This is a genomic window from Nocardia sp. NPDC102475, assembly GCF_055584605.1.
Genome location: NZ_JBVJLS010000033.1, coordinates 52,681 through 77,890 on the forward strand (window position 1 = coordinate 52,681; position 25,210 = coordinate 77,890).

The following is a 25,210-nucleotide window of genomic DNA, read 5'->3' on the forward strand; positions in this document are numbered from 1 at the left end:
TGCCATGTCCATCATCGAATTCGATACTCGCGCAACCGATGTGCGGGTACTCGAAAGCCTCTCCGCCGACGAGATCACCATGGTGCGCGCGGTCGTCGCCGATGCGGGCCTGCTCGCGGCGACCGGCCGATTCGTATACGTGGGATTGAACGAACCCGATAAGGCGCAGGTGCTGGCCTATCAAGCCGGGACCGGGCCCGCACCGGAGCGGTTGGTGCGAGTGCTGCTGCTGGACCTCGCCTCCGGCGCGGCGCGCGATGTCTCGGTGTCGTTGACGGCGGGTGTGATCCGCACCGATACACCGATCGACGGTACGCGCGGCCAGGTTCCGATTCTCGAAGAGGAGTTCGCGGAGGTCGGCACGGTGCTCGCCGGTAACGAGCGGTGGTGTGCCGCGCTGCGGCAGCGGGGTGTCGACCCGGAGTCGGTCGTCTGTGTGCCGCTGTCCGCCGGGCACTACGACATACCGAATGAGCGGGGGCGCCGCATTATTCGTGTATTCGCCTTCCGCCAGGACCATCCGCTGGATCACCCGTGGGCGCATCCGGTCGACGGCCTGTGCGCCTATGTCGACATCATTGCGCATGAGTTGGTCGACCTGATCGACTTCCGCACATTCGAGGTGCCCGCGGAACCCGGCAACTTCCAGGATCCGGCGCAGGCCGGTGCGCCACTGGAGGGGTTGCGTCCCATCGAGATCAGCCAGCCAGAGGGGCCGAGCTTCACCGTCGACGGTGATCGGATCGAATGGGCCAACTGGCGGCTCAGCATCGGATTCGACGCGCGTGAGGGATTGATCCTGCGGCAGTTGGCATTCCGGGACGGCGCGGAATACCGGCCGGTGCTCTATCGGGCTTCCATCGCGGAAATGGTTGTGCCCTACGCCGATCCGTCCCCGAATCGCTACTGGCAGAACTACTTCGACACCGGTGAATATCTATTCGGCCGATTCGCCAATTCGTTGCGCCTCGGATGCGACTGCCTGGGCGAAATCCATTACTTCGATGCCACTCTCAGCGATGAACTCGGTATGCCACGCACCATCGAGAACGCGATCTGCATGCACGAGGAGGACTACGGCACGCTCTGGAAGCACACCGACCTGTTCACCGGAGTCAGTGAGGTGCGGCGGCAGCGTCGCCTCGTCATCAGCTTCTTCACCACGGTCGGCAACTATGACTACGGGTTCTACTGGTATCTGTACCTGGACGGCACCATCGAATGCGAGGCCAAGCTGACCGGCGTCGCGTTCACCGCCGCCTACCCGCCCGAAGGTTCGCCCTACCAAAGCGAAGTCGCGCCCGGTCTCGGGCTGCCGTATCACCAGCATTTGTTCAGCGCACGTTTGGACATGATGGTCGATGGTCTGACCAATGCGGTCGACGAGGTGCAGGTGCAACGGGTGCCGCTCAGCGAGGCGAATCCGTTCGGCAATGCCTTCACCGCGAAATCCACCCGCATCACCAGCGAATCCGAGGGCGCGCGCGACGCCGACGCCTCGGTCGGCCGGGTATGGCACATCGTCAATACCGAAAAGACCAATCGCATGGGTGCACCGACCGCCTACGTCCTGTACCCGGAGCAAACACCCACCCTGCTCGCCGACCCGTCCTCCTCGATCGCGGCCCGGGCCACCTACACAACCAAACAACTCTGGGTAACCCGCTACGCCCCCGAGGAGCGTTACCCCGCGGGCGATCTGGTCAACCAGAATCCGGGTGGCGACGGCCTGCCTGCCTATATGGCCGCGAACCGATCCCTCGACGGTGCCGACATCGTGGTCTGGCACACCTTCGGACTCACCCACTTCCCGCGCACTGAGGATTGGCCGGTAATGCCCACCGACTATTGTGGATTCACGCTGAAGCCCTATGGATTCTTCGCCGCCAACCCGGTGCTGAATGTCCCGGCGACAACCAGTGATCACTGCGGTCCGGCACACGAATCCCATTGTCATGGTGGCTGATTCACCCCGCACGCGGCCCGGGACGATAATCCTGGGCCGCCTGCTCGCCATCGGTTCCATCGCTAGTTCCGGTCTGCACCTCGCCGGTGTCGGTGCGCACGGCCTGCTCCACGGCCTCGTTGTCCTCACCTTGGCACTGGCATGTCTGCGCTGTGTCCCTGCCCTGTGGATCCGCCCTTGCACCGACGCTTTCGGGCTGGCGGCGCTGCTGAACCTGGTGATGGTGGCGGTGCATTTCTCGATGTCGACGGCGGTCGGGCACGTGCACCACGGCGCCAACGCACCCGCGAACGGCTCACTCGACCCGCTCCAAGCCGTTACCCTCGGCGCTGCCGTATTCGAAGCCCTCTTCGCCGCCTCCGTCGTTTTTGCCACGACGCGTGGGGTGGTGATTGCCGACCAGCAGTACCAGCAGGAACGCCAGCACCGCTCGGCTGATTCGGTGTAACGGGCTCACGCGAGGATTGTGCACCCGCGGCAACGGTCATATCCGGCAATTGCCGCGCGACGTGCGTCATGAGATCGTCGGTTGCTCCTCGGTTGGTATCGGGGTGACGGCACCGTGGACAACTCCGACGGCCGCGCCGGCGACGGCGCCGGCCGCGGCGGCCGGGATGGCAATCACCGCGTAGCCGATGGCCGCGCCGAGAATGGGGACGACCACCAAGCCCGCTGGGAGGAATGGGATCCCGGCGATGAGACCTGCGGCCGCCCCGACGACGGCACTCGTGGCGGCGAGCGGGCTCGCCAGGGTGGAGCCCACCGACGCGCCTACGACCGCGTCACCCACGACAGCACTGGCGATTTGGTCCGAACGAGCGCGCTCGACGCCTGCCGACTGCAGGCCTTGGGACAGCGCGGATTCGGTGCCTGCCGAAGCGTCATTGATCTGGGTGGCCAGTTCGGGCGGCAGAAAGTCCGGGCGATCGACCTGGATATTGCCGATGCGGATGCGATTGGTGGCCTGCGGGACTTGTTCCGGCTGTGCCGCGTCCGGAATGTCCGGCACCGTGGCGTCCGGCTCGGCCACCGGTGCGGTGGCGTCGCGCAGCGGCAAGGGCGCGAATACGGCGGGATCGTCGACCGGAGCCGATGGATCGGCGATGAGCGCCAGTCCATATGGAGTCTGCGAGAGCGTCGCGGTGCCGAGTGGTTGCGACTCGGCGCTGGCGGGTGTGGTGCTGATCAGGGCGGCGGACAGGGGAAGCGCACTGGCCAAAACCAGTGTGGCTGTCCGTCGACGGATGAGACGAACCGGATGTGTGGGTCGATGTTTACCCATGGATTACCTCATTCCGAACATCGATGATTACTTACCTATATTCGGGACCGCCTGCCTTTCGGATGAACCCATTTTTGTCGAGCCGATTCGGCCCGGTGCGGGGGTGTCCGCACCGGGCCGAATCGACTCGGATCAGGCCACGGCGACCAAGCGGGCCGCATTGGCCGACTCGTCGTCGGCGGCCTTGTTGGCTGCAAGTTCGGCCTCGACCCGCTCGCGGTAGCGGGTGATTTCGTGGTCCGTGCTCGCGGCATCCCAGCCGAGTCGCGCGCCCATGAGGAAGGCGACCGCGGGTGCGGCGGTCAGGCCGCGGTCGGCGGTCTCGATCGAGATGCGGGTGCGGCGGGTGAGGACATCGTCGAGATGCAGTGCGCCCTCATGGGTCACCGCGTAGACGACCTCGGCACCGAGGTACTCACCGGCACCGGGCAGCGGCTCGGCCAACTCCGGTTCGGCCGCGATCAGATCGAACAGTTCGGCGACGCCCGAACCATAGCGACCGAGCAGGTGCTCGACGGTCGCGACGGGCAGACCGGCCCGCTGCGCGACGCTGTTCACATCGGCCGCCAGCTCCTGGTAGCCGACGGCACCGAGCAGCGGCAGGTGTTCGGTCACCGACGGCGCGGCCGCGCGACCGAGCCCCTCGACGGCCGCGTCCACCACATCGGCGGCCATCACGCGGTAGGTGGTGTACTTACCGCCCGCGATCACGAACAGACCCGGAACCGGTTCCGCGACAGCGTGTTCCCGCGAGAGCGTCGCGGTATCGGCGGACGCGCCCGACAGCAGCGGGCGCAGACCCGCGTATGTGCCGACAATATCGTTGCGGGTCAACGGCTCTCGCAGCACCGCGTTCATATGATCGAGGATGTACTGCACATCGGCATCGCTGGCGACCGGATGGTTCTTGTCCAGTGCCCAATCGGTATCGGTGGTGCCGATGATCCAGTGCCGGGCCCACGGGATCACGAACAGCACACTTTTCTCGGTCCGCATGATCAGACCGGTATCCAGGTCGAGCCGCTCGCGCGGGACCAGGATGTGCACGCCCTTCGACATGCGCACGTGGAACGGGAATTCCACGCCGGTCATCTTGTTCATCTCGTCGGTCCAGATGCCGGTCGCGCTGATCACCCGGCGGGCGCGCACGGTGTATTCGCGACCGGTCTCCACATCGGTGACCTGCGCGCCGACTACCCGCTCGCCGTCGCGCAACAGTCCGGTGACCTTGGTGCGGGTGAGTACCGTCGCGCCGTGCTGGGCTGCGGTGCGGGCGATGGTCATGGTGTGGCGCGCGTCGTCGACCTGTGCGTCGAAGTAGCGGATCGCACCGATCATCGCATCGTCGCGCAGTGCGGGCGCCAATTCCATCGCGCGCGTGTGCGACAGGTGCCGGTGCATGGGCAGCGCCCTGGCCCCGCCGATGGTGTCGTACAACGCGACGCCCGCGCCGATGTAGGCGCGCTCCCAGACCCGGTGCTGCAGCGGCAGCAGGAACGACACCGGGCGCACCAGATGCGGGGCGAGCCGGTGCAGCAGCAGGCTGCGCTCCTTCAAAGCCTCGCGCACCAGCCAGAAGTCGAGCTGCTCCAGATAGCGCAGGCCGCCGTGGATGAGCTTGCTGGATCGGCTCGAGGTGCCAGCCGCGAAATCCCTTGCCTCGACCAGGGTTACGGTCAGGCCGCGGGCGGCGGCATCGAGGGCGGCACCGGCGCCGACCACGCCGCCGCCGATCACCAGTACGTCGATTTCATTGTCGCCCAATGTGTTCAATGCATTGGCGCGGTAGTTCGAGTCCAAGCGTGCGGACACGGTATGTCTCCTTGTTTCGGTGCTACTGCGTCTTCGAAATGGGGTGGTCAGTCCTCGACGTCGATCCAGTCGAGCGTGTGCGAGACCGCCTTTTTCCAACGTGCGTAACCGCGTTCGCGCTGCTCCGCGGTCCATGTGGGTGTCCAGCGCTTGTCCTCGTGCCAGTTCTGTACGAGTTCGTCGGTGTCGCTCCAGAATCCGACCGCCAGTCCGGCCGCGTAGGCCGCGCCGAGTGCGGTGGTCTCCGCGACCACCGGCCGCGAGACCGGCACATCGAGGAAGTCGGCCTGCAGCTGCATGCACAGTTCATTGGCCGTGACGCCACCATCTACACGCAATGTGTCCAGGCGCACACCGGAATCGGCCTCCATGGCCTCGACGACATCGCGGGTCTGATAGCAGATCGACTCCAGCGTGGCCCGTGCGAGATGGGCATTGGTGCTGTAGCGCGACAGCCCGACGATCACCCCGCGCGCGTCCGATCGCCAATACGGTGCGAACAGGCCGGAGAATGCGGGCACGAAGTACACCCCGCCGTTGTCCTCGGCCTGCCTGGCCAGCGATTCACTTTGTGCCGCACCGGAAATGATGCCGAGCTGATCGCGCAACCACTGCACGGCCGAGCCGGTGACCGCGATCGAACCCTCCAGCGCGTACACCGGCTTCTCGTCGCCGAACTGGTAGGCGATGGTGGTGAGCAGTCCGTGCTGGGAGCGCACGAGTTCGGTTCCGGTATTGAGCAGCAGGAAGTTTCCGGTGCCGTAGGTGTTCTTGGCCTCGCCGGGGCGGAAGCACACCTGACCGACGGTGGCCGCCTGCTGATCGCCGAGCACACCCGCCAGCGGCACCTCGCCGCCGAACGGTCCGTCGGTGCGGGTCATGCCGAACATTTCCGGATTCGACGAGGGCGCGATGGTGGGCAGCATGGCTCGCGGAATTCCGAAGAGGGACAACAGTTCGTCGTCCCAGTCGCAGGTCTCCAGATCCATCAGCATGGTGCGGCTGGCATTGGTCGGATCGGTGACGTGCACGCCGCCGTCGATGCCGCCGGTGAGATTCCACAGCAGCCAGGTGTCGGTGGTGCCGAAGACGGCCTCGCCCCTGTCCGCATCGGCGGCGACGCCGGGCACATTGTCCAGGATCCAGCGCAGCTTGCCGCCGGAGAAGTAGGTTGCGGGCGGCAGACCCGCCTTGCGGCGGATGATTTCGCCGTGACCCGCACGTTCCAGTTCGGCGGCGATCTTGTCGGTGCGGGTGTCCTGCCAGACGATGGCATTGCAATACGGCCGCCCGGTCCGGCGATTCCACACCACGGTGGTTTCGCGCTGATTGGTCACACCGACCGCTGCCAGATCGCTCGCGACGAGATTTGCCTTGTTCAGGGTGGAGACGATGACCGAACGGGTGCGCTCCCAGATCTCGGTCGGGTTGTGCTCCACCCACCCCGCGCGCGGCAGGATCTGCTCGTGCTCGAGCTGGTGGCGGGCGATCTCGTTGCCACCGTGGTCGAACACCATGAAGCGGGTGCTCGTGGTGCCCTGATCGATGGCGCCGACGTACGAGCCGAGTTTCACCGGTGAGCCTCCGTCTGCAAAGACTGCCGCGGTTGCGGCCGTCGGGGCCGACGCTATTAGCGGATTGCCGAAACGGACATAGCGTGCGTTCGACAATGCCGAACGGTTGTGATGGCCATCGCCATGTAGGTTTCGGCGTATGCCCGGTCCGATCCAATCGATCGAACGAGCGGCGGCCGTCCTGCAGCTGCTCGCTCGGGGTTCCGGCCGCCTCGGGGTCGGCGAAATCGCGGGTGCGCTCGGGCTGGCCAAGCCGACCGCGCACGGCATTCTGCGCACATTGCAGGGTGTGGGATTCGTCGAACAGGATCAGGCCAGTGGCAAGTACCAGCTCGGCGCGGCCGTACTGCATCTCGGGACAAGTTATCTCGACAACAACGAACTGCGCTCGCGGGCGATCAACTGGGCCGATGCCCTGGCCGCGCGGACCGGGGAGTCGGTGCGAATCGGTGCCGCGGCGGACGAAAGCGTGGTGGTCGTGCACCACGTCTTCCGGCCGGACAACACCGAACAGGCGCTCGAGGTCGGTGAACTGCTACCGGCGCACGCGACCGCGCTCGGCAAGGTGCTGCTCGCCTATGACGCCGAGCTGGCCGTCGCTGTTCGCGGTGGTGAATTGGCGCCGCTCACCCGGCGCACCATTGTCGATCGGGCGGCGCTCTCCCGGGCGCTTGCCGCGGTCCGGCAGGCCGGATGGGCCGGGGAGACCGAGGAATTCCGGTCCGGTGTGGCCGGTATCGCCGCGCCGATCCGGACACACGGCGGACTCGTGGTCGGTGCGATCGGGATCAGCGGTCCGGTCGACCGGCTCTGTGATCCGCAACTGCGGCACCGGCCGACACTGGTCGGGCACGTCCGCGATGCCGCGCATGCGGTATCGCGGGATCTCGGTGCCGGACAATGAATTTCGTACATCATGTTGCACCAATTCTCGTCCGACAGGAAGTAGCCGATGGCGCAACGCTATGTGCTGGCGATCGATCAGGGCACCACCTCCACCAGGTGCATCCTGTTCGATCAGCGCGCACGCCTGGTCGGCGTCGCACAGCGTGAACATCAGCAGCACTATCCGCGGCCCGGGTGGGTCGAGCAGGATGCGCTGGAGATCTGGCGCAATGTCGAGCGGATCGTGCCGCAGGCGATGCGGGATTCCGGTATAGCCGCGGAACAGGTTGTGGCCCTCGGCATCGCGAATCAACGGGAAACCACGGTGGTGTGGGATCGCCACACCGGTGTGCCGATCCGGCGGGCAGTCGTCTGGCAGGACGTGCGCACCGATGAACTGGTGCGCGAATTCGAGAGCATGCCTGGTGCGGAACGGATTCGCGAACTGTGCGGCCTGCCGCTGGCCGGTTATTTCGCCGCGCCGCGGCTGCGCTGGCTGCTGGATACCATTCCCGGACTGCGGGATCGGGCCGAGCGCGGGGAAGTGCTGTTCGGCACCATGGAGACCTGGCTGATCTGGAATCTGACCGGTGGACCGGACGGCGGTGTGCATCACACCGATGTCACCAATGCCAGTCGCACGCTGTTGATGAATATCGCATCGCTCACCTGGGATCGAGAACTGCTGGAGTTCTTCGGAATTCCCGCCGCGATGCTGCCGAGCATTCAGCCCTCGACCGCGTCCTACGGGACGACCAGCCGAGTGGTGCCCGGTATCCGGATCGCCGCCGCGCTCGGCGACCAGCACGCCGCGCTGTTCGGCCAAACCTGTTTCGCCCGTGGGGAAACCAAATGCACCTACGGCACCGGCGGCTTCCTGATGATGAATACCGGGCGCGAGCTGGTGCAGTCCTCGCACGGTCTGCTCACCACCATCGGCTATCAGATCGAGCCCGAACCGGTGTACGCGCTGGAGGGGCCGATCGCGGTCACCGGCTCGCTGGTGCAGTGGGTGCGCGACAATATCGGTCTGGTGTCGAGTGCGCCCGAGATCGAAACCCTCGCTCGCACAGTCGAAGACAATGGCGGCTGCTATATCGTGCCCGCCTTCTCCGGCCTGTATGCGCCGCATTGGCGCAGTGACGCAAGGGGTCTCGTCATCGGCCTGACCTCATACATCAACAAAGGCCACCTCGCCCGCGCCGTCCTGGAGGCGACCGCCTGGCAGACCCGCGAAGTCGTCGACGCCATGAACGCCGACTCCGGACTCCAGGCCCGCACCCTACGCGTCGACGGCGGTATGACCTCCGACAACCTGCTCATGCAGATCGTCGCCGACGTCCTCGACATCCCGGTCATGCGCCCCTTCGTAGCCGAAACCGTCTCTCTCGGAGCCGCTTACGCCGCTGGTCTGGCCGTCGGCTACTGGCCCGATCTCGAAGGCCTGCGTAGCAACTGGCGCCTGGCCGGACAATGGATCCCCCGAATGGACCCCGCCCACCGCCGAGACGAATACGACAACTGGAAACGCGCCGTAGCCCTGACCTTCGGCTGGTCCCGCTCGAAGCGATAGGGTGTGGTGATCTTGCGGGGCTCGCCGGTGTCGACGTGCGCCGGTTCCGGGACGCGCTCGTCGCCGATCGAGAGGCGCGCGAGCATCTGGTCGGCGGGTCCGTCACCGAATCCGGCAGTCTCATCCTGGTCGCCGATCTCGCGGATTTCACGCTGATCCAGCGATTCGTCACCAGCATCGGCGGCACGTGGAATCCGGATACCGTCCACTACGGTGACCGCGAGTTCGTGGGTTGACGTGTCACTGGTCGGTGGAAACCTGAATGGCCCTTAGACTTCGGCAGTGCGAGCTTCTTTGCGAACGGCCGTCCTCGGACTGATCACCGCGATATTCGCCATGAGCGTCGGGCTGATGCCGATGGCCATCGCGGAGCCGGTTGCTCCGGCGTTCTGTGGCACACCGCTGTCGGCGGACGAACTCGATACCATCGCTCAGCTCTCCGATACCAGCACGTTGACCGGAGATGCGTTGCAGCGCTTGGAGACCGCGGTAGCGCGCCACCGGGAGATCACCGAAATCCTGGTCGCGCACCGGGATCGCCGCGGGCTGTTTCCGCTCGGTCTCGACGGTGTGGAGCAGTCGGCGGTAATGCCGATGCAGCGTGATCCCGGCGCGTTCGTGGATCCGGAGTACGCGCATGCGATCAGCCTGGAATTGCTGCGGCGGTTCCTGGTCAATGTGCACGCGGCCTTCACCGGCGCGCCGGTCGAGCCGCAGTGGGCGCGGTATTTCGAGCTCGCTCGCCGGTGTGAGGTATCGCCCGCCCGCGTCGCCATGGCGGGCTACAACGCGCATTTGAGCGTGGATCTCGCGTATTCCGTAGCGACGGTCGCGAGTAAGCCGGAGAACGCGCCCGACTACTTCAAGATCGTCGACGCGATCGCGGCCTCCGGTCAGGTGATCATCGATCAGACCGAGGAGATCTACAACGGCGATCTCGGTCCGCTGTGGCGGTTCTATTTCGTCGGTGAGGGGCTGGACCTGCTGCTCGGTGCGGGCGTGGCGACCGGTCCGCTGCTGCGGGTCGCCGATCTCGGCTACAACGTGGTGGTCTACGGCAATGGCCTGGCGCTGGAGGATCCCGGACTGCACGACGCGACCGCGGCGGAGGTCCGGCTGCTCAGCGATTCCGTCGAAACGGCATTGGATGTGTTGACACTGCTCAGGGGTCTGTGAGACGCCTATTCTGTACAGGTTCGGGTACGGCAAGGAGTCGCGGTGGGCATATCACTCGTCAAGGGACAGAACGGCCCGCTCGCGGCGTCGAATGTCGTTGTCTCGGTGCGATCCATCGCCCCGGCCGATGTCTCGGCATTATTGGTGACCGAAGCGGGCCGGGTTCGCACCGACGCCGATTTCGTTTTCTTCAACCAGCCGCAGGCACCTGGCGTCGAGTTGCGGTCGGGAACGCCTGCGGCGCTGGCCGTTTCCGCGGCCCATATCCCTGCCGATATCGCCCAAATACGTGTGGTTATCACTTTGGACGAATCCGGGGCAACCTTCGGGCAATTCGCACCGCCGATTGCGACCATTGTCGACGGATCCGGAAATGCGCTCTACGAGTATGTAATCGATGGACTCGACAGCGAGTCAGTCGTCATCGCACTGGAATTGTATCGGCGTAACTCCGAGTGGAAGGTTCGCGCGGTCGGGCAGGGGTATGCGGGCGGATTCGCCGCGCTGGTCACCGATCACGGCGTAAGCGTCGACGACGAGCCCGCGCCGGTCACTGCTCCCACCACCCCCGAGGTCCGCACCGTCCCCGGCGAAGCCGCACTCTCCTTCGAGAAGCGCGCCAGACTCGACCTGCGCAAACGCGAAGTCGCCAAGGTTCTGATCGACAAGAACGCCTTCGGAATTCGCGCCCGCGTCATCCTGGTCATCGACAAAACCCTCAGCATGAGCAGGCAATACAGCAAACAGGTCGTGCACCGCGTTGTGCAGCGGATGATCCCGGTGGCGACCCAGCTCGACGAAGACGGCACCCTGGAGGCCTACCTCTACGCGCTGTCCTTCGCGAAACTGCCCGATATCACCGTCGAGCACGGCGAGGCATGGGCCCAGACCTTCTTGCACCTCACCGGCACTCACCAGGGCATCGACTACGCCAGAATCGGCGGTCGCAATGACGAACTGCCGATCATGCGCGACATCACCGCCTCGCTGCGGCCCGGCGATGCGCCGACCCTGGTGCTGTTCTTCACCGACGGCGGGTTCGCGAAGAAGCGCGAGATCGCCGCACTGATGCGCGATGCGTCCCGACTGCCCGCCTTCTGGCAGTTCGTCGGCCTCGGCAGGGCCAACTACGGCCTGCTGCGCACGCTCGACGAGATGTCGGATCGGGTCGTGGACAACGTGGGCTTCTTCGCTTTGGACGACATCGACCAGGTGGACGACGCACAGCTGTATGCCCGATTGCTGGGCGAATTCCCGGACTGGCTACGCGCGGCCGGCCAAGCGGGCATCCTGCGCTGAATCGTGCCGGTCCGCAGTCGAAGTCGCGGACTCAGCCGATGACGGCGTTCATGATGGTGCCCGCACTGGTGGCAACGACACCGCCGATCATGGCTCCGGCCACCATCTTCGGGGATTCCAGACCGCCGCCGCTCCACTTCTCCCAGGCGAAGCGGCCACCTGCGTAGATGATGGCGACTATGCCGGCGAGCAGCACGAACCAGGTGAAGTAGCGGACCAGTTGAAGAATCTTGTCGGACACCGGAGGGGCCTCAGGAGTGGGATTGCCGATCTGTGCCCAAGTGTCGTAAACGGCGGCCAGGATCATCTCGTGTTGCTCATTCTGGATGCGGGACAGGGGGTTAACGCGCTCTCCGAGAGATGGTATCGGTTTCTCGGCGACCGCGCAGTCACGATGCCTGCACGCTTGCGAGACCACTCGTTGTGCGGATCATGGAAAGGAGCGTGATAGTCGAGGAGTAGACGATGAACATCTATCTGATGTCGATCGGCGATGCCTATGCGACGTTGGCGCAGATCCAGAATCCGACGCCGCAAGCTCCGCCGCTATCGGACAAGCTGCTGCAGATGGTGCGCTATCTGACCTGGTTTGCCCTGCTGTCCGGAATAATCAGCATCATCTATGCGGGCGGCCGGTTCGCCTGGGAGAAATGGAGCGGCGGTGCGATGCAATCGCCGAAGATGGTGGCGGGAGCCATGATCGGCGGTGTCGTCGCCACCAGTGCGGGCACGATTATGAATTCGATTCTCGGCACCGGCTGATCGGCGAAAACCCGGCCGCATCGCCACTTGCCCGAATTACGGCAAATATGTGGCTATACTCCGGCTGATCTCTCTCGAAGTTGTCCGACCTGATCGGGAAAGTAGGGAGAAGGCATGAGTTTGTCGCGGCGATCTATGCTGCTGGCCGGTGCCGTTACGGGCGCGGGCCTGGTCGCGTGCGGCAAATCGACGGATTCCGATAATGTGGCGAGTTCCGGCAGCGTGCCGCCGAGCGATCCGCGTTCGATCGCGACCGACGCCTATATCTATGGATATCCGCTGGTGCTGATGGATGTCACGCTGCAGTCGAATACCGCCGCCGTACCCGCCAATCAGATCTGGGCCGTCAGTCCGATGAATCCCGCGATGAATACGGTGGTCATGCCGAATATCGACACCCTTTATGCCACAGCCTGGCTCGATTTGGGTGTCGAGCCGGTGGTGCTGCAGGTTCCGCCGATGGACGGCGACCGGTACTGGCTCATGCAGATCATGGACGCCTGGACCAATACCGCCCACAATCCCAGCAGTGTCGCACCACGGGTACGCGCCGGTCAGGACCCGCCGTACGGCTACGTGATCACCGGCCCCAATTGGTCTGGTGCGCTGCCGGATAACCTGACCAGATTGGCGGTGCCCACCGCGACCGCTTGGCTGATCGGTCGCATCGAGTTGCGCGGCGAGGCCGATTTCGCCGCCGCCGAGAGCCTGCAGCAGCAGGTGCTGCTCGCACCGCTGAGCGCCTGGTTGCGCGGTGAACGGCCGAACCCGGTGATCGATCCCGTTATGGCCGCCCCGATCGCACCTCCACAGCAGGTTGCGCGGATGGACGGGCGCACCTTCTTCGACCGGCTCTGCACGCTTATGATCACCAACCCGCCCGCTCGCGACGATGCCCCCGCGCTGGAGCGGTTTTCGAAGATCGGCATCCGGCCGGGGGGCACGGTGCACGGTGCACCGGTCGCCGACCTCAACGCCGCGGTGGCGGCGGGCCAGATGCGCATCCCGGACTACGCCAATCCCAAAGCCAGACGTGAGAACGGCTGGGATTTCGCGACGAACCTCGGCACCTACGGCACCGATTACTCACTGCGTGCCTCGACCGCGTGGACCGCACTCGGTGCGAATCTGCCGGAAGACGCCGTCTATCCGGAGATCAGCGCGAGTGCGGGGGAGCAGGGTGCGCCGCGCTCGTACCGGCTGCATTTCCCCGCGGGCCAGACGCCGCCCGCGCGGGCCTTCTGGTCGCTGACCGCCTACACCGCGGAGCGCTTTTTGGTGCCCAACGCGGCGGGCATCTTCTCGGTCGGTCATCAGCGTCCCGTTGTACCGCTGCCGGACGGCTCGCTGGAACTCGCCATCCAGGCGGCGGACCCGGGAAGTGATGTGCCATACGGCAATTGGTTGCCGATACCGGAAACCGGCACCTTCCGGCTCGCGCTTCGCCTGTATGTGCCCGAGCAGCGGGCACTCGATGGTCACTGGCAACCGCCGAGTCTGAACCGAGTCGGATGAAGGAGATGTATGAACGTCTCGCGCAGAACCGCACTCGGGCTCGCCGTGACAGGCATCGGACTGGACGCCTGGGGGAAATCCTCGGACAACACGCCGTCGAGTTCGACCGTGGCATCCGATGACGCGCGCGACATCGCCAAGGATGCCTACGTCTTCGGGTATCCGCTGGTGCTGATGGACGTCACCCGGGCCGCGGCCGATGCGGTGACTCCGGTCAATACCTTCCAGCACGCCGGGGCGCTGCCGACACCCGAGCGCCGCGATGTGGTGCGGCTGAATCTGGATGCCCTGTATGAGGATCCGGGCGCAAGCGTTCCGGCGGGCAATTGGCTGCCGATCCCGGCGTCGGGCCAGTTCTCGCTGACCATGCGGCTGTACGTGCCGAAAGACATTGCCATCGACGGGCATTGGCAGCCGCCCGTCTCGACCGTAGTGCGATAGGAGCGAGAAACTATGGGCCGCTTGGCTTTCCCGATCTCGATCGCCGCCGCGGTGCTGGTATTCGCCGCGCCCGTTGCCGCCGCCGAGGTGGGTGATGAGGACGGTGTGCCGTCGCGAACCGCGTTCTCCTTCCGTTCGGTGCTGCCAGGCGTCCAGTGGGGCACCAGCAACGAACACGAGATGCGCACCGGATTGTCGCTGGTCAAGCTCTATATGGTCGACTACGCGCTGCATCGCGGCGACGGGTCGGCGACGGATCTGGCGTTGGCGGAGCGGATGATCCGCTATTCCGACGACTCCGCGGCCGACGAACTCGGCGCGAAGTATCCGCAGGCGATCGACGCCATTGCCGCGGAGTACGGCCTGACCGCTACCAAATCGGGCCCGGCCTGGGGTATGTCGTACACCAGCACCGCGGATGTGGCCACCTTCCTGGCGATCAAGAAGCGCACCGAACCCTGGTCGCCGATCTTCGGCTGGATGGCCGCGGCGGGCGAACAGGCGGCCGACGGCACCGCACAGGACTGGGGGACCGCGCGGCTGCCCGGCGTCCAGGGCACCAAGTGGGGCTGGTCCGACAGCGGGCCGCTGGAGGTGGCCTCGGCATCTTTCGGCGAGACTTTCGCGGTCGCGGCACATACTCGCGGCACACCCGAGGATCAGACGGCCGATGTCAGCGCCACCGTGCCGTTCTTGCTACTGGCTCTGGTCGCGCGCGTGACGGGATAGGCGGCGGTCAGTCGTCGCCGTCCCAGGTCCAGTGCGGCACCTCGCGGATCGGATGCAGTTCGTCGTCGGTCTGGGCATGCGAATTCTGTTGTGCCACTTGGGCGCCGAATTCGGCATGTTCGCGCACCGCGGCGCGGAAGGCGGGATCGTCGAATAGCCCCGCCTCCTCGAACGCCTCCAGATACAGCTGGGCGAAGCGCTGGCGCTGTTCGTCGGTGATTTCGAGGCCGCGGTGCACGGCGATGATGTAGTCGAAGCCGAGGTTGCGGGTGAAACGGTCCGGGCCGCCGAAGGATTCGGCGGTGAACCAGGTGAGATGGTCGACGTGCGTGGGGCGGCGTTCGGTGAACTGGGTTTTCAGCACCGGATCGGCGAGCACCTTGTCGTAGAAGGCTTCTTCGACGCGATGCAATGCCTCGTCGCCACCGGCGTGCTCGTACAGGCTGGGCATGGGGGACCTCCGAACAGTGACCTGTTGCGTCCCATTACAGGCTTGTCCGCTCGGTCGCGTGCACGGTTTCGCGATAAGCGATCAAGAGAGTGATTTATAGCTTATGGCTATTGAGAGGTGAGTGACTCAACCGCTACCAAGCGTGAAGTTAACGGGGTTTACTAAACACTATTCACAAAATCCCGGTTGTGTGGTTTTATCGGCTCCGGAACGTGTCCACACAGTTCTTACCCGCCCCGCCGGCTCCGCCGGCCGCCATCCCCAGTGTCGTGAGGTCTGCAGCCCAAGTCAGACCGGTAGGAGATAGCCGTGACCGTGACCACGCCGTCGATTCCCGCGGGATTCGACTTCACCGACCCAGATCTGCTGTCCACCCGCCTGCCCATCCAGGAATTCGCCGAGCTGCGCCGGACCGCCCCGGTCTGGTGGTGCGCGCAGACCGGGCGGGCCAGCGGCTTCGATGACGGCGGCTACTGGGTCATCTCCAAGCTCGACCACATCAAGGAGATCTCGAAGAATCCGGAGGTGTTCTCCTCGCACGAGAACACCGCGATCATCCGGTTCAACGAGGAAACCACCCGCGAGCAGATCGACATGCTCGGCAATATGCTGATGCTCAATCAGGATCCGCCGCAGCACACCAAGACCCGCCGCATCATCTCCAAGGGTTTCACTCCGCGCGCGGTGGAGAGCCTGCGCGCGGCGCTCACCGAGCGTGCGGCCCGAATTGTGCACGAGGCCAAGCAGACCGGTCGCGGCGACTTCGTCGAACAGATCGCCTGCGAACTGCCGCTGCAGGCCATCGCGGAACTGCTCGGAGTGCCGCAGGACGACCGCAAGAAGCTGTTCGACTGGACCAACCAGATGATCTCCTACGATGATCCGGAATTCGACGGCAATCACCACACCGCCACCGCCGAGGTCATGGGCTACGCCTGGAATATGGCCGAGGAGCGGCGCAAATGTCCGGCCGACGACATCGTCACCCAGTTGATCAACGCCGATATCAACGGCGAGAACCTGGGCTCGGACGAATTCGCGTTCTTCGTGATCCTGCTGTCGGTCGCAGGCAACGAGACCACCCGCAACTCGATCACCCACGGCATGAAGGCCTTCGTCGACAACCCGGACCAATGGGAGCTCTACAAGCAGCAGCGCCCACGCACCGCGCCCGATGAGATCGTGCGCTGGGCCACCCCGGTGACCGCTTTCCAGCGCACCGCGACCCAGGACACCGAGGTCGGCGGCCAGGAGATCAAGAAGGGACAGCGCCTCGGGCTGTTCTACAGCTCGGCCAATTTCGACGAGGACGGATTCGAGAACCCGTTCACCTTCGATGTGCTGCGCAACCCCAACCCGCACGTCGGCTTCGGCGGCACCGGCACGCACTACTGCGTGGGCGCCAACCTGGCCCGGCTGCAGATCGATCTGATGTTCAACGCCATTGCCGATGTGATGCCGAACCTGCGCCAGGTCTCCGATCCGGTGCGGTTGCGCTCGGGTTGGTTGAACGGCATCAAGCGCTGGGAAGTCGAATACGCTTGAATTCTTTTATGAACAGCTCCAAGCCGCGGGGGCGGGCACCGGTGGTTTCGGATGCGGATATCCGCCGGGTGGCCCGCACATTGCTGGTCGAGCACGGGCCCGATGCGGTCACGCTGCGGGCGATCGCGCGCGAACTCGGCATTACCGCGCCCGCGCTGTACCGGTATTACAACTCGCGCGAGGACCTGCTCGAGAGTTTGCGCCTGGAGTTCTGTGCGGACCTCGCCGCCGAGTTGTCCGAGCAGATCGCGACGCTGCCCGATGACGGCGCGGTGCAGTTCTTCGCCATCTGCAAGGGATTCCGGCGCTGGGCGCTGGCGCACACCGGGGAATTCACCCTGGTGTTCGCCTCGCCGGGCGCGGGCCGCGCGCGCATGCTGCGCCGGTTCGACGAACCGTTCGGCCGGATCTTCCTCGCCGCAGCCGGGCGACTGCTGGCCACCTACGATGTTGTGACACCGCCGACCGATGTGATTCCGGCGGAGCTGCGCGATGACCTCGTGCTATTCCAAACCGAGCTGCTGGCAGCGCTTTCGGAGGCCGGACAGAAGTTTCCGGCCGAAAAGCTCGACCTCGGCGTGACGTATCTGATGATCCAGATCTGGGCACGGCTCTACGGGCACGTCACGCTCGAGGTGTTCGGGAATTATCCGATCCCGCTGTCGAATCCGGAGATCCTGTTCGATGCGATGCTGGCCGATCTGGGGCGCACGGCCGGGTTGATCAGCGAGTGATTCGGCGAGACAGCCATTCGGCGTAGCCGATGCCGATCGCGTCGCCGTTTCCATCCAGGCAGAGAGCGCCCGACCGTAGGGCACGTCCGGCGCGGCCGGGAATGGGCACGGGAAGCGGGAGCAGCTTGCGGCCGATGTGTTCGCGGTAGATATCGGCCAGTTCGGTGAGGGTGTGCACGGTCGGTCCGGCGATATCCGGGATGCGCCCGGCCGGACCATTGTCCACCGCGTCGGCGAGCCTTGTCGCGACCGCGTCGACGTCGATCGGCTGTATCTTCGCCGTCGAGCGCGGTGCGAGCCGCCAGCGCGCCGACAGGGCCAGGATATCGGTGACGAGTTCGTGGAATTGGCTGGCGCGCAACAGTGTCCAGGGGATCTCACCGGTGGCGACCACCTGTTCCTGGTCCACCTTCGCGTTGTAATAGCCGAAGGGGACGAGATCGCAACCGACGATGGAGATTTCGACATGATGGCCGATACCCGCCTGCTTTTCGGCCGCCAGTAGTCGGCGCACGCCGTCCACCATGACCGATCGGGTCCGGCTGCGGGCGCTCACCGCGTCGACGACGGTGTCGCAGCCGTCCAGTGCCGATTCCAGGCCGGAGCCGGTGGCGAGATCCGCGGACCGGTGCTCCAGGGTTCGATCCGCCGGAGCGGTACGGCTCACCACGCGGACCCGATGTCCGCGTGCGCTCAGCTCTCGTACTACCGCGGTCCCCAATACCCCGGTTCCGCCGATTACCGCTACCTGCATTGATCCTCCCAAACGGCGCTGTTCGGTATTGGACGCTACGGTGATACGCCGGACCGCTCAACGTGCTTCATCGCATATGCATTGTTCGCCACATCGGTGTTCCGGTGCGTGATCGCGTGCGGTATCCGCATCAGATCCGCGCACCCTTGGCGCGGTTGCAGGCGCGGCAGAGGATCTGCAGATTGGTCGCACTCGTCGCGCCACCGCGGCTGAGCGGGATGACGTGATCGAATTCGAGGTAGTGGCCGTCGCCGCATTCGACGCATTTACCGCCGTCACGTTGCCACACCTCGGCCTTGACCTCCTGCGGGATGCTGCGTGTGTCGCGCTGGCCGGGCGTGAGCACCAGCCGTTTGGCGACCCGCAGCGCACCCTCCAGCGCGGCCGCTACGTAATCCGGATCGTCGACATCGAAGATGGCGCCACCGCGGGACGAGGTCGCCGCGACAACTACCGAACGCTGCTCGACATGCACCGAAACCACCCGGTTCCACGGCAATTCGGTGCCGGTATCGGTACCGACGAACCGCAGCTTCTTATTGCTGGCGATCAGCCTGCCATGGGTGAGCTTCGGGCCCTTGGCGAGCAGGCGGACGTGCACGGCGGGCAGATCCACGTGCACCTTCTCCTCCGGATCCAGATGCAGGCCGGGCGTTCGCACCACCGGTAGATCGCCGCCGCGCAACCGCGACAGGGTGCGCCCGCGATACATCCGCCTGCGCAGATCCTCGACCAGCGGTCCGCCGAGCGCCAGCTCGTCGATCGCGTGCTCGAACGCCTCGAATTCGGTCTGCTCGATCTCGCCATCCGCGAATGCGAAGGCGACCAGTCGCTCGACATAGGTGAGCGCCACATCCCGCAGCGCCGCCCGGCCCAGGCCCTCATCGATTCGCTGATACCGCAACGATGCCCACAGTGCATCCCACTCCGCACCGCGCGGCCCGGCCGTGGTCAGCGCCCGCCAGGCCTGGGTATGCCAGTGCGTCAGGAATTCCTCGGTTTCGTGCTCGCAGCTCTGGCACGGCGCGAGACCGCCGAACAGCTTGCGGCGCCGGGGATTTCCGCACCGCTCACAGCTGCGTGGGCCAGGCTGGCGCCGTTCGTATGTGGCAGTGGTCCATTCGGCCCCATCCCACCAACGCAGCCGCGCAGGATTCTCGGGATCCGAATGCCAGTCCGCACGTTCGGGATTCGGAGGTGCTGGTATCGGCGGCTCGACCTCGTGCCGCTGGCGCTGAAGGTCGACCGGCCTGCCCGGTCGCGGCCGGGCAGGCCGGTCGGCCGAGTCGGTGCGATGGTCGGCTCGGTCCGGGGGGCCGGTCGCGGCGGCGTGGTGGCCAGCCTGATCTCCACGGTGTGCGCCGAGCGTCCGTGGTCGGGCCGGTGCATCATCGGGCCGATCTTGCTGTCCAGTCGGGTCTGCGTGTGTGCCGTCTTGCTCCCAGGACGCGGTGTCGAGCTGCTGCGGACCGGGTGATCCGGCCAGCGCGGTGCCAGTCGAGACACGTTGCTGCACTGGAAAAGTGGGTATCCGATTCGTGTGCGCCGCGCGCGAGCGGTCGGGTGTCGGTTCGCCGGGGTCATCGATGGTGATGCCGAATTCGGTGACGAGACCGGGGAGCCCACTGGCCCAACCCTGGCCGATCGCGCGGAAGCGCCACTGGCCCTCGCGGCGGTAGAACTCGCCGAACATCATCGCGGAGACCGCATCGGGATCGGTGATCTCGAACCGGGCGACCGGCCCGTGGGCGGCCTCGATGGTGAGGGTCAGATCCGCGATATCGCCGAAGGTGCCGTCGTCGATCGATCCGGCGACCACGATCCGCGCCACATCCGATTCGGTGCGCGGTAGCGACACGCTCAGGCGCGCCGTCCCCGGTGCGGGTTCCTGATCGAGCGTCACCGCCTGCGACATATGTCGGGGTGCATTGAAGAACACCAGATCCCGATCGGTGCGCACCGTCCCCGCCTCCGCCAGCAACAGCGCGTGCGCATCCACCGCATGCCCCGACCGCCATGAAACAACCACGGCAAGAAGGGAAGTCGGCACCGCCGCATTGGCCCCTTTACTGAGTTTCATCGTGCTCGAACTATGCCACGAACCACCGACACGCCGACTTCGGCGGTCCATACCTTCGGCGATGCGAGCGACTGCGCGCCGACGCGACACAAACCGGTCGGTCGGGGATATTCGGCCTCGAGTGCTATGGGTGCGGCAGAGTGGAGGGATGACTACCCCGAAGGGTGCGGGCCGGAAGGGCGCGACTCCGAAGGCGCCGGGTGGGCGGGTGCCGAGTCCCGGCGATGTGCTGGCGGCCGCGCAGTCGGCGGTGGAGGCGGCACAGTCGGCGGCGAGTCAAGTATTGGATGCCGCACAACTTACCGCTGGTCAGGCCTTCGATGCGGCGGTGCGCCTGCCACCGGCCTCGGCGCAGCTGGCGGCGCAGCTCCCCGATCTGATCGCGAGCCTCTCGATCGCCATCGACCGGCTCAACTCCACCATCGATCGCCTGGACCGCACCCTGGCGCTGGCGGATCCGGCCTTTGCCGCCTACGACCGCTTGCTGCCCCGTCTGGAGGCGATGATCGGCCTCGGCGAAGACCTCTTCACCGCCATCGCCAAACTCCCGGGCGTCTCCCTCCTCGGTCGCTTCACCGGCAAACCCGCCGAACCTCCCGCGCCTCCCGAACCGCCGAAGCGCACCCGCCGCCGCAAATAACCGGGCTCAGTGGGGGGCGGCGCGGAGGGTGGCGGCGGCCTTGAGCAGGGTTTCGTGGTACTCGTCCTCGGGGTCCGAGTCGAGGACGATGGCGCCGCCCGCGCCGATGCGCCAGTGACCGTCGTGCCGGACCGCGGTGCGGATGACGATATTGAGGTCGGCGGTGCCCCCAAGACCGAGGAAACCGATGGTGCCCGAATAGATGCCGCGCGCTTCGGTTTCCAGCTCGTCGATGATCTCCATGGTCCGCAACTTGGGCGCCCCGGTCATCGAGCCGCCCGGGAAACACGCACGCAGACAATCGATCACGTCGACATTCGGTCGCAGCGTGCCGCGCACGGTGGAAACCAGCTGGTGCACGGTCGTATATGTCTCGGTGGCCATCAATTTCGGCACGTGCACACTGCCGACCTGGCAGACCCGGCCCAGGTCATTGCGCAACAGGTCGACGATCATCAGGTTTTCGGCCCTGGTCTTCGGACTGTCGGCCAGGTCGCGCCGCAGCCGCTCGTCCTCGGCGGCCGTGGTCCCGCGCGCCGCGGTGCCCTTGATCGGCTTGCTCTCCACGGTGCGGGCGCGGTCCACCTTGAGGAAGCGTTCCGGGGAGGAGCAGGCGATTTCGAGATCGTCGAAGCGCAGATACGCCGCGTATGGTGCGGGATTGCAGCGGCGCAGCGTGCGGTAGAAGTCGAGTCCATCCGCTTCGGCGGCCGCCATGGATGCGGTGTCGGTCAGGCAGATTTCGTAGGACTCGCCCGCATGCAGCCGCTCCTGGCAGACGGCGATATCGGCGAGATACCGCTCGCGTCCGCGGGTGAACAGCGGTGCGACGGCGGCGGTATCGGAGCGCACCTCGAGTGTCGGCGGATTCGCCCACGTCGGTAGGGATTCCAGGATCTCGCGGGTGTCGCGCAACCAATCCGCGCCCGCCCGAAGGGCTTCCGGCGTGGGATCGGTGAGCGCGAGCAGATGGGTGCGCCCGCCGACATGGTCCACGACCACGATTCGATCGGCGAAAATCCACTGCGCGTCCGGTGTCGAGGCGCGATGCGCGGCATTCGCGCCGCAATCGGCCTTCACCTCATAGCCCAGGTATCCGACGTAACCACACGCGAAATCGAAAGGCAGATCGGGTAGTTCGGTATGTCTGAGGTGTAGCTGCCCGGCGAGATAGTCGAGAATTCCGCCGGGTACGGTCCGCCGATTCCCGTCCGAGGATTCGACCGTCACCTTGTTCTCGCCGACCCGGTAGCGGATCACTTCGGCCAGTGGTCCGCTCGCATCGCCGAGGAAGGAGAACCGATCCAGTCCGGGTTCGACATGTTCGCTGTCGAGCCAGAATGCGGTGGGGGAGTTGCCGTATAGCCGGAGGAACGCGGCCTCGGTATCGATCGCCCGCTCGATCACCGCATGCCGCAGCTGCCAGGAGCGCCGGGATTCGCGGAACTCGTGTCTACCCATCAGCGGCTCGGCATTCTCGAACGGTGCGATGATGCTCGACCGAATCCGCTGGCCCGCAGTAAGTTTCGCGAAATTGCCGAGCAACGCCGCACCGTACTCGCTGGCTATCGATTCGGGATGGAACTGCACCCCCCACTGCGGTCTGCTCCGGTGCCGCACACCCATGATCACCCCATCGGCCGCGACGGCGGTGATCTCGAGGCTGTCCGGCAACGGCCGCTGTGCGCATAGCGAGTGGTAGCGCACCGCGGTGAACCCCTCGGGCAGCCCGGCGAACAGTTCGTCGCCGTCGTGCTCGATGTGATCGAGATAGCCGTGCAGCGCGGTGGGCGAAGTCGTGACGATGCCGCCCGCCGCGACGACGATGGCCTGATGTCCGAGACAGACGCCGAGCAGCGGCAGTTCGGTCTCGCGGATCACCGCGGCCGAGATGCCGATATCCCGGCCGACATCCGGGCGACCCGGCCCGGGGGAGATGACGACATTGTCGAAGCGCTCCAGTCGCAGCCGCGCGATATCGTCCACCTCGTCATTGCGCACGACCGTGGGTTCTTCCCCGTTCACCTCGCTGATCAGCTGATAGAGGTTGTAGGTGAACGAGTCGTAATTGTCGATCAGAAGCGTGCGCATCGTGCTCCGAACCCTACGCCGCACCGGTCGCAGCAAACTGTTGTCATGTGCCTTCAGTTAGGTTCGGCGCGTGGTGCACAATGTGGGACATGTCAGAGGTGGATCGCGATATCGTCGACTTTGCCGTCGTCGGTAAATGGATGGACGAGCAGGGCCTGCCTGCCGGTGAGTTCGAGGATGTGACCGCCCTCGGCGGCGGAACCCAGAACATCATGCTGCGCTTCGCGCGCGGCGGTCAGGACTACGTGCTGCGCCGCGGTCCGAAACACTTGCGCGCCAAGAGCAATGACGTCATCCGTCGCGAGGCCCGCCTGCTCGGCGCGCTCGACGGAACCGGCGTGCGCGCGCCGAAGGTGATCGCCGCCTGCCCGGACGAATCCGTTCTCGGTGCGGTGTTCTACCTGATGGAGCCCATTACCGGATTCAATCCGCAGAACGAACTGCCGGAGCCGCACGCGAGCGATCCGGAGATCCGGCGGCAGATGGGCCTGTCCGCGGTGGAGGCCATCGCCCGCCTCGGTTCGCTCGACTATCGGGCGCTCGGCCTGCAGGACTACGGCAAACCGGACGGCTTCCTGGAGCGTCAGGTGCCGCGCTGGCTCGGCGAACTCGAGTCCTATTCGGCCAATGCGGGGTATCCGGGCCCGGAGATTCCCGGCGTGCGGCAGGTCGGGGAATGGCTGGATCGGAATCGACCCGCGCAGTGGGCTCCTGGCATCCTGCACGGCGACTGTCACCTGGCCAACATGATGTTCTCCTACGACGGCCCGGAGGTGGCCGCGATGGTGGACTGGGAGATGTCGACCATCGGCGACCCGCTGCTCGACCTCGGCTGGCAGATCGCGACGCGTCCGGAGCCGGGTACCACGGGTGCGGCGCTGATCGGCAAGCTCGGTGCGGTCGGCGGTCTGCCGACGCCGGAGCAGATGGTCGAGCACTACGGCAGGTTCTCCGATCGCGACCTGAGCAATGTCACCTGGTACACGGTGCTCGCCTGCTTCAAGCTGGGAATCGTGCTGGAGGGCACGCATGCTCGCGCATTCGCGGGCAAGGCGCCCAAGCAGGTTGGTGACTTCTTGCATGCCATCACGCTCGAGCTCTTCGAACGCGCGCTTCGTCTGACGGAGTGAACTGCCCCTGTCGGGATCTTGTCGCTAGCTGGCTGAATATATATCGCTGAAGATATTCAGCCAATCTAGGGTAGGCGCATGCCGATCGTTCCCGACGTCAAGAACTGGACCTGGGTCCTCGAACGCTCCTGTCCCGAATGTGGATTCGACCCGGAGTCGATCACGTACGCGGCGGTGCCCGATCTGACTCGCGAATATGCGGGCCGCCTGTCGGCAACGCTCACGCGACATGACGCCACCGCCCGCTCGGACGACTCCACCTGGTCGGCGCTCGAATATGCCGCTCACGTTCGCGATGTCTGCCGAATCTTCACCTACCGCACGGCCGTCGCGGCCCGCACCGAGGCAGTGGATCCGAGGGTTCCCGGGTTCGACGCCGAAGGCCTCGAGTCCGAGGACGGTATCCCGGTCTTCTCGAACTGGGATCAGGACGTCACCGCCATCGCCGATCAATACGACAAGCAGGATCCACGAAAGGTCGCCGCGGAGCTGACCGACGCGGCCGAGGCGGTCGCGCGCGCCTTCGCATCGGTCCCCGCAGCCGCCCTCGGCAACCAGGCTCGACGCAGCGACGGCTCGGTCTTCACGGTCGAATCCCTGGCCGCTTATTTCCTGCACGACGTAATCCACCATGTGCACGACGTGCGCGGCTGAAGTCGGGCAGTATCGGTCCGGGACGGGTTCGCGGTCGGATGGAACTGGAACTCGTTCGGGAGTTCCGTCAATCCGTGTCGACGAATTTTCGATCGAGTACTAGAACGCGTTACAGTT

General features: G+C 65.5%; 24 protein-coding genes. 16 read left to right on the forward strand and 8 right to left on the reverse strand.

The genetic code is table 11. The features are described 5' to 3' along the window. Positions 1–4 precede the first annotated feature (4 nt). Positions 5–1,966, forward strand: coding sequence for a primary-amine oxidase (locus tag ACZ60G_RS39000; protein ID WP_465816985.1), 1,962 nt, complete (start codon positions 5–7; stop codon positions 1,964–1,966). Then, a complete protein-coding gene (locus ACZ60G_RS39005; protein ID WP_465816987.1) occupies positions 1,959–2,414 on the forward strand; it encodes a hypothetical protein in 456 nt (151 codons plus the stop codon). Before ACZ60G_RS39000 ends, ACZ60G_RS39005 begins: the two co-directional genes overlap by 8 nt. Before the next feature lie 66 nt (positions 2,415–2,480). Here the strand turns inward: ACZ60G_RS39005 and ACZ60G_RS39010 are convergent, their stop codons facing one another. The 3 genes from ACZ60G_RS39010 to glpK (ACZ60G_RS39020) form a co-directional block, all read right to left on the reverse strand. Then, positions 2,481–3,248 carry a hypothetical protein gene (locus ACZ60G_RS39010; RefSeq protein WP_465816989.1) on the reverse strand — a complete coding sequence of 256 codons (768 nt, stop codon included), beginning with the start codon at positions 3,246–3,248 and terminating at the stop codon, positions 2,481–2,483. A gap of 132 nt (positions 3,249–3,380) precedes the next feature. Then, entirely contained in the window at positions 3,381–5,060 is a 1,680-nt protein-coding gene (gene glpD / locus ACZ60G_RS39015) for a glycerol-3-phosphate dehydrogenase (RefSeq protein ID WP_465816991.1), read from the reverse strand. 47 nt (positions 5,061–5,107) lie between these two features. Beyond that, positions 5,108–6,577 carry a glycerol kinase GlpK gene (gene glpK, locus ACZ60G_RS39020; protein ID WP_465817027.1) on the reverse strand — a complete coding sequence of 490 codons (1,470 nt, stop codon included), beginning with the start codon at positions 6,575–6,577 and terminating at the stop codon, positions 5,108–5,110. A gap of 196 nt (positions 6,578–6,773) precedes the next feature. Here glpK (ACZ60G_RS39020) and ACZ60G_RS39025 point away from each other — a divergent pair, with 196 nt between their 5' ends. From ACZ60G_RS39025 to ACZ60G_RS39045, 5 genes are read left to right on the forward strand one after another with little or no spacing between them, the layout of a single operon-like run. Beyond that, complete coding sequence (locus ACZ60G_RS39025) at positions 6,774–7,538, forward strand: IclR family transcriptional regulator (protein WP_465816993.1); 765 nt, start codon at positions 6,774–6,776, stop codon at positions 7,536–7,538. A 48-nt stretch (positions 7,539–7,586) separates the two neighbouring features. Continuing rightward, on the forward strand, positions 7,587–9,092 hold the full coding sequence (gene glpK, locus ACZ60G_RS39030; protein ID WP_465816994.1) for a glycerol kinase GlpK: 1,506 nt from the start codon (positions 7,587–7,589) through the stop codon (positions 9,090–9,092). Between the two features lie 35 nt (positions 9,093–9,127). Then, on the forward strand, positions 9,128–9,328 hold the full coding sequence (locus ACZ60G_RS39035; RefSeq protein ID WP_465816995.1) for a hypothetical protein: 201 nt from the start codon (positions 9,128–9,130) through the stop codon (positions 9,326–9,328). Positions 9,329–9,374: 46 nt separating this feature from the next. After that, complete coding sequence (locus ACZ60G_RS39040; protein WP_465816996.1) at positions 9,375–10,268, forward strand: DUF5995 family protein; 894 nt, start codon at positions 9,375–9,377, stop codon at positions 10,266–10,268. Between the two features lie 42 nt (positions 10,269–10,310). After that, positions 10,311–11,567: a vWA domain-containing protein gene (locus ACZ60G_RS39045; protein WP_465816997.1), complete on the forward strand. Its 1,257-nt coding sequence runs from the start codon at positions 10,311–10,313 to the stop codon at positions 11,565–11,567. Positions 11,568–11,598: 31 nt separating this feature from the next. Here the strand turns inward: ACZ60G_RS39045 and ACZ60G_RS39050 are convergent, their stop codons facing one another. Continuing rightward, on the reverse strand, positions 11,599–11,874 hold the full coding sequence (locus tag ACZ60G_RS39050; RefSeq protein ID WP_040688132.1) for a hypothetical protein: 276 nt from the start codon (positions 11,872–11,874) through the stop codon (positions 11,599–11,601). 158 nt (positions 11,875–12,032) lie between these two features. On the opposite strand from ACZ60G_RS39050, the gene ACZ60G_RS39055 reads away from it, so the two are divergent. From ACZ60G_RS39055 to ACZ60G_RS39070, 4 genes are all read left to right on the forward strand, one after another. Further along, a complete protein-coding gene (locus tag ACZ60G_RS39055) occupies positions 12,033–12,329 on the forward strand; it encodes a hypothetical protein (protein WP_062992381.1) in 297 nt (98 codons plus the stop codon). 114 nt (positions 12,330–12,443) lie between these two features. Then, positions 12,444–13,844 carry a DUF1254 domain-containing protein gene (locus tag ACZ60G_RS39060; protein WP_465816998.1) on the forward strand — a complete coding sequence of 467 codons (1,401 nt, stop codon included), beginning with the start codon at positions 12,444–12,446 and terminating at the stop codon, positions 13,842–13,844. Between the two features lie 9 nt (positions 13,845–13,853). Next, the gene (locus ACZ60G_RS39065; protein ID WP_465816999.1) at positions 13,854–14,285 is read left to right on the forward strand and encodes a DUF1214 domain-containing protein; all 432 of its coding nucleotides are present in this window, start codon (positions 13,854–13,856) and stop codon (positions 14,283–14,285) included. Between the two features lie 12 nt (positions 14,286–14,297). Continuing rightward, positions 14,298–15,014 carry a hypothetical protein gene (locus tag ACZ60G_RS39070; protein ID WP_465817000.1) on the forward strand — a complete coding sequence of 239 codons (717 nt, stop codon included), beginning with the start codon at positions 14,298–14,300 and terminating at the stop codon, positions 15,012–15,014. A 7-nt stretch (positions 15,015–15,021) separates the two neighbouring features. On the opposite strand, the gene ACZ60G_RS39075 is transcribed toward ACZ60G_RS39070, so the two are convergent. Continuing rightward, positions 15,022–15,465, reverse strand: coding sequence for a group II truncated hemoglobin (locus ACZ60G_RS39075; RefSeq protein WP_465817001.1), 444 nt, complete (start codon positions 15,463–15,465; stop codon positions 15,022–15,024). Positions 15,466–15,780: 315 nt separating this feature from the next. Between ACZ60G_RS39075 and ACZ60G_RS39080 the strand changes: the two genes are divergently transcribed. Then, positions 15,781–17,010, forward strand: coding sequence for a cytochrome P450 (locus ACZ60G_RS39080; protein WP_465817028.1), 1,230 nt, complete (start codon positions 15,781–15,783; stop codon positions 17,008–17,010). 8 nt (positions 17,011–17,018) lie between these two features. After that, on the forward strand, positions 17,019–17,744 hold the full coding sequence (locus ACZ60G_RS39085) for a TetR/AcrR family transcriptional regulator (RefSeq protein ID WP_465817002.1): 726 nt from the start codon (positions 17,019–17,021) through the stop codon (positions 17,742–17,744). Here ACZ60G_RS39085 and ACZ60G_RS39090 read toward each other — a convergent pair. Beyond that, positions 17,734–18,498 (reverse strand): SDR family oxidoreductase, encoded by a 765-nt coding sequence (locus ACZ60G_RS39090; protein WP_465817003.1) that lies wholly within the window; start codon positions 18,496–18,498, stop codon positions 17,734–17,736. The genes ACZ60G_RS39085 and ACZ60G_RS39090 overlap by 11 nt on opposite strands. A 130-nt stretch (positions 18,499–18,628) precedes the next feature. Next, entirely contained in the window at positions 18,629–20,578 is a 1,950-nt protein-coding gene (locus tag ACZ60G_RS39095; RefSeq protein ID WP_465817004.1) for a TerD family protein, read from the reverse strand. Positions 20,579–20,726: 148 nt separating this feature from the next. Between ACZ60G_RS39095 and ACZ60G_RS39100 the strand changes: the two genes are divergently transcribed. After that, on the forward strand, positions 20,727–21,218 hold the full coding sequence (locus ACZ60G_RS39100) for a hypothetical protein (RefSeq protein ID WP_465817005.1): 492 nt from the start codon (positions 20,727–20,729) through the stop codon (positions 21,216–21,218). Between the two features lie 6 nt (positions 21,219–21,224). Here the strand turns inward: ACZ60G_RS39100 and pabB are convergent, their stop codons facing one another. Further along, positions 21,225–23,309 (reverse strand): aminodeoxychorismate synthase component I, encoded by a 2,085-nt coding sequence (gene pabB, locus ACZ60G_RS39105; protein ID WP_465817006.1) that lies wholly within the window; start codon positions 23,307–23,309, stop codon positions 21,225–21,227. 80 nt (positions 23,310–23,389) lie between these two features. Between pabB and ACZ60G_RS39110 the strand changes: the two genes are divergently transcribed. Further along, positions 23,390–24,439 (forward strand): phosphotransferase family protein, encoded by a 1,050-nt coding sequence (locus tag ACZ60G_RS39110; protein WP_465817007.1) that lies wholly within the window; start codon positions 23,390–23,392, stop codon positions 24,437–24,439. Between the two features lie 78 nt (positions 24,440–24,517). Further along, complete coding sequence (locus tag ACZ60G_RS39115; protein ID WP_465817008.1) at positions 24,518–25,093, forward strand: DinB family protein; 576 nt, start codon at positions 24,518–24,520, stop codon at positions 25,091–25,093. The last annotated feature ends 117 nt before the right edge of the window (positions 25,094–25,210 follow it).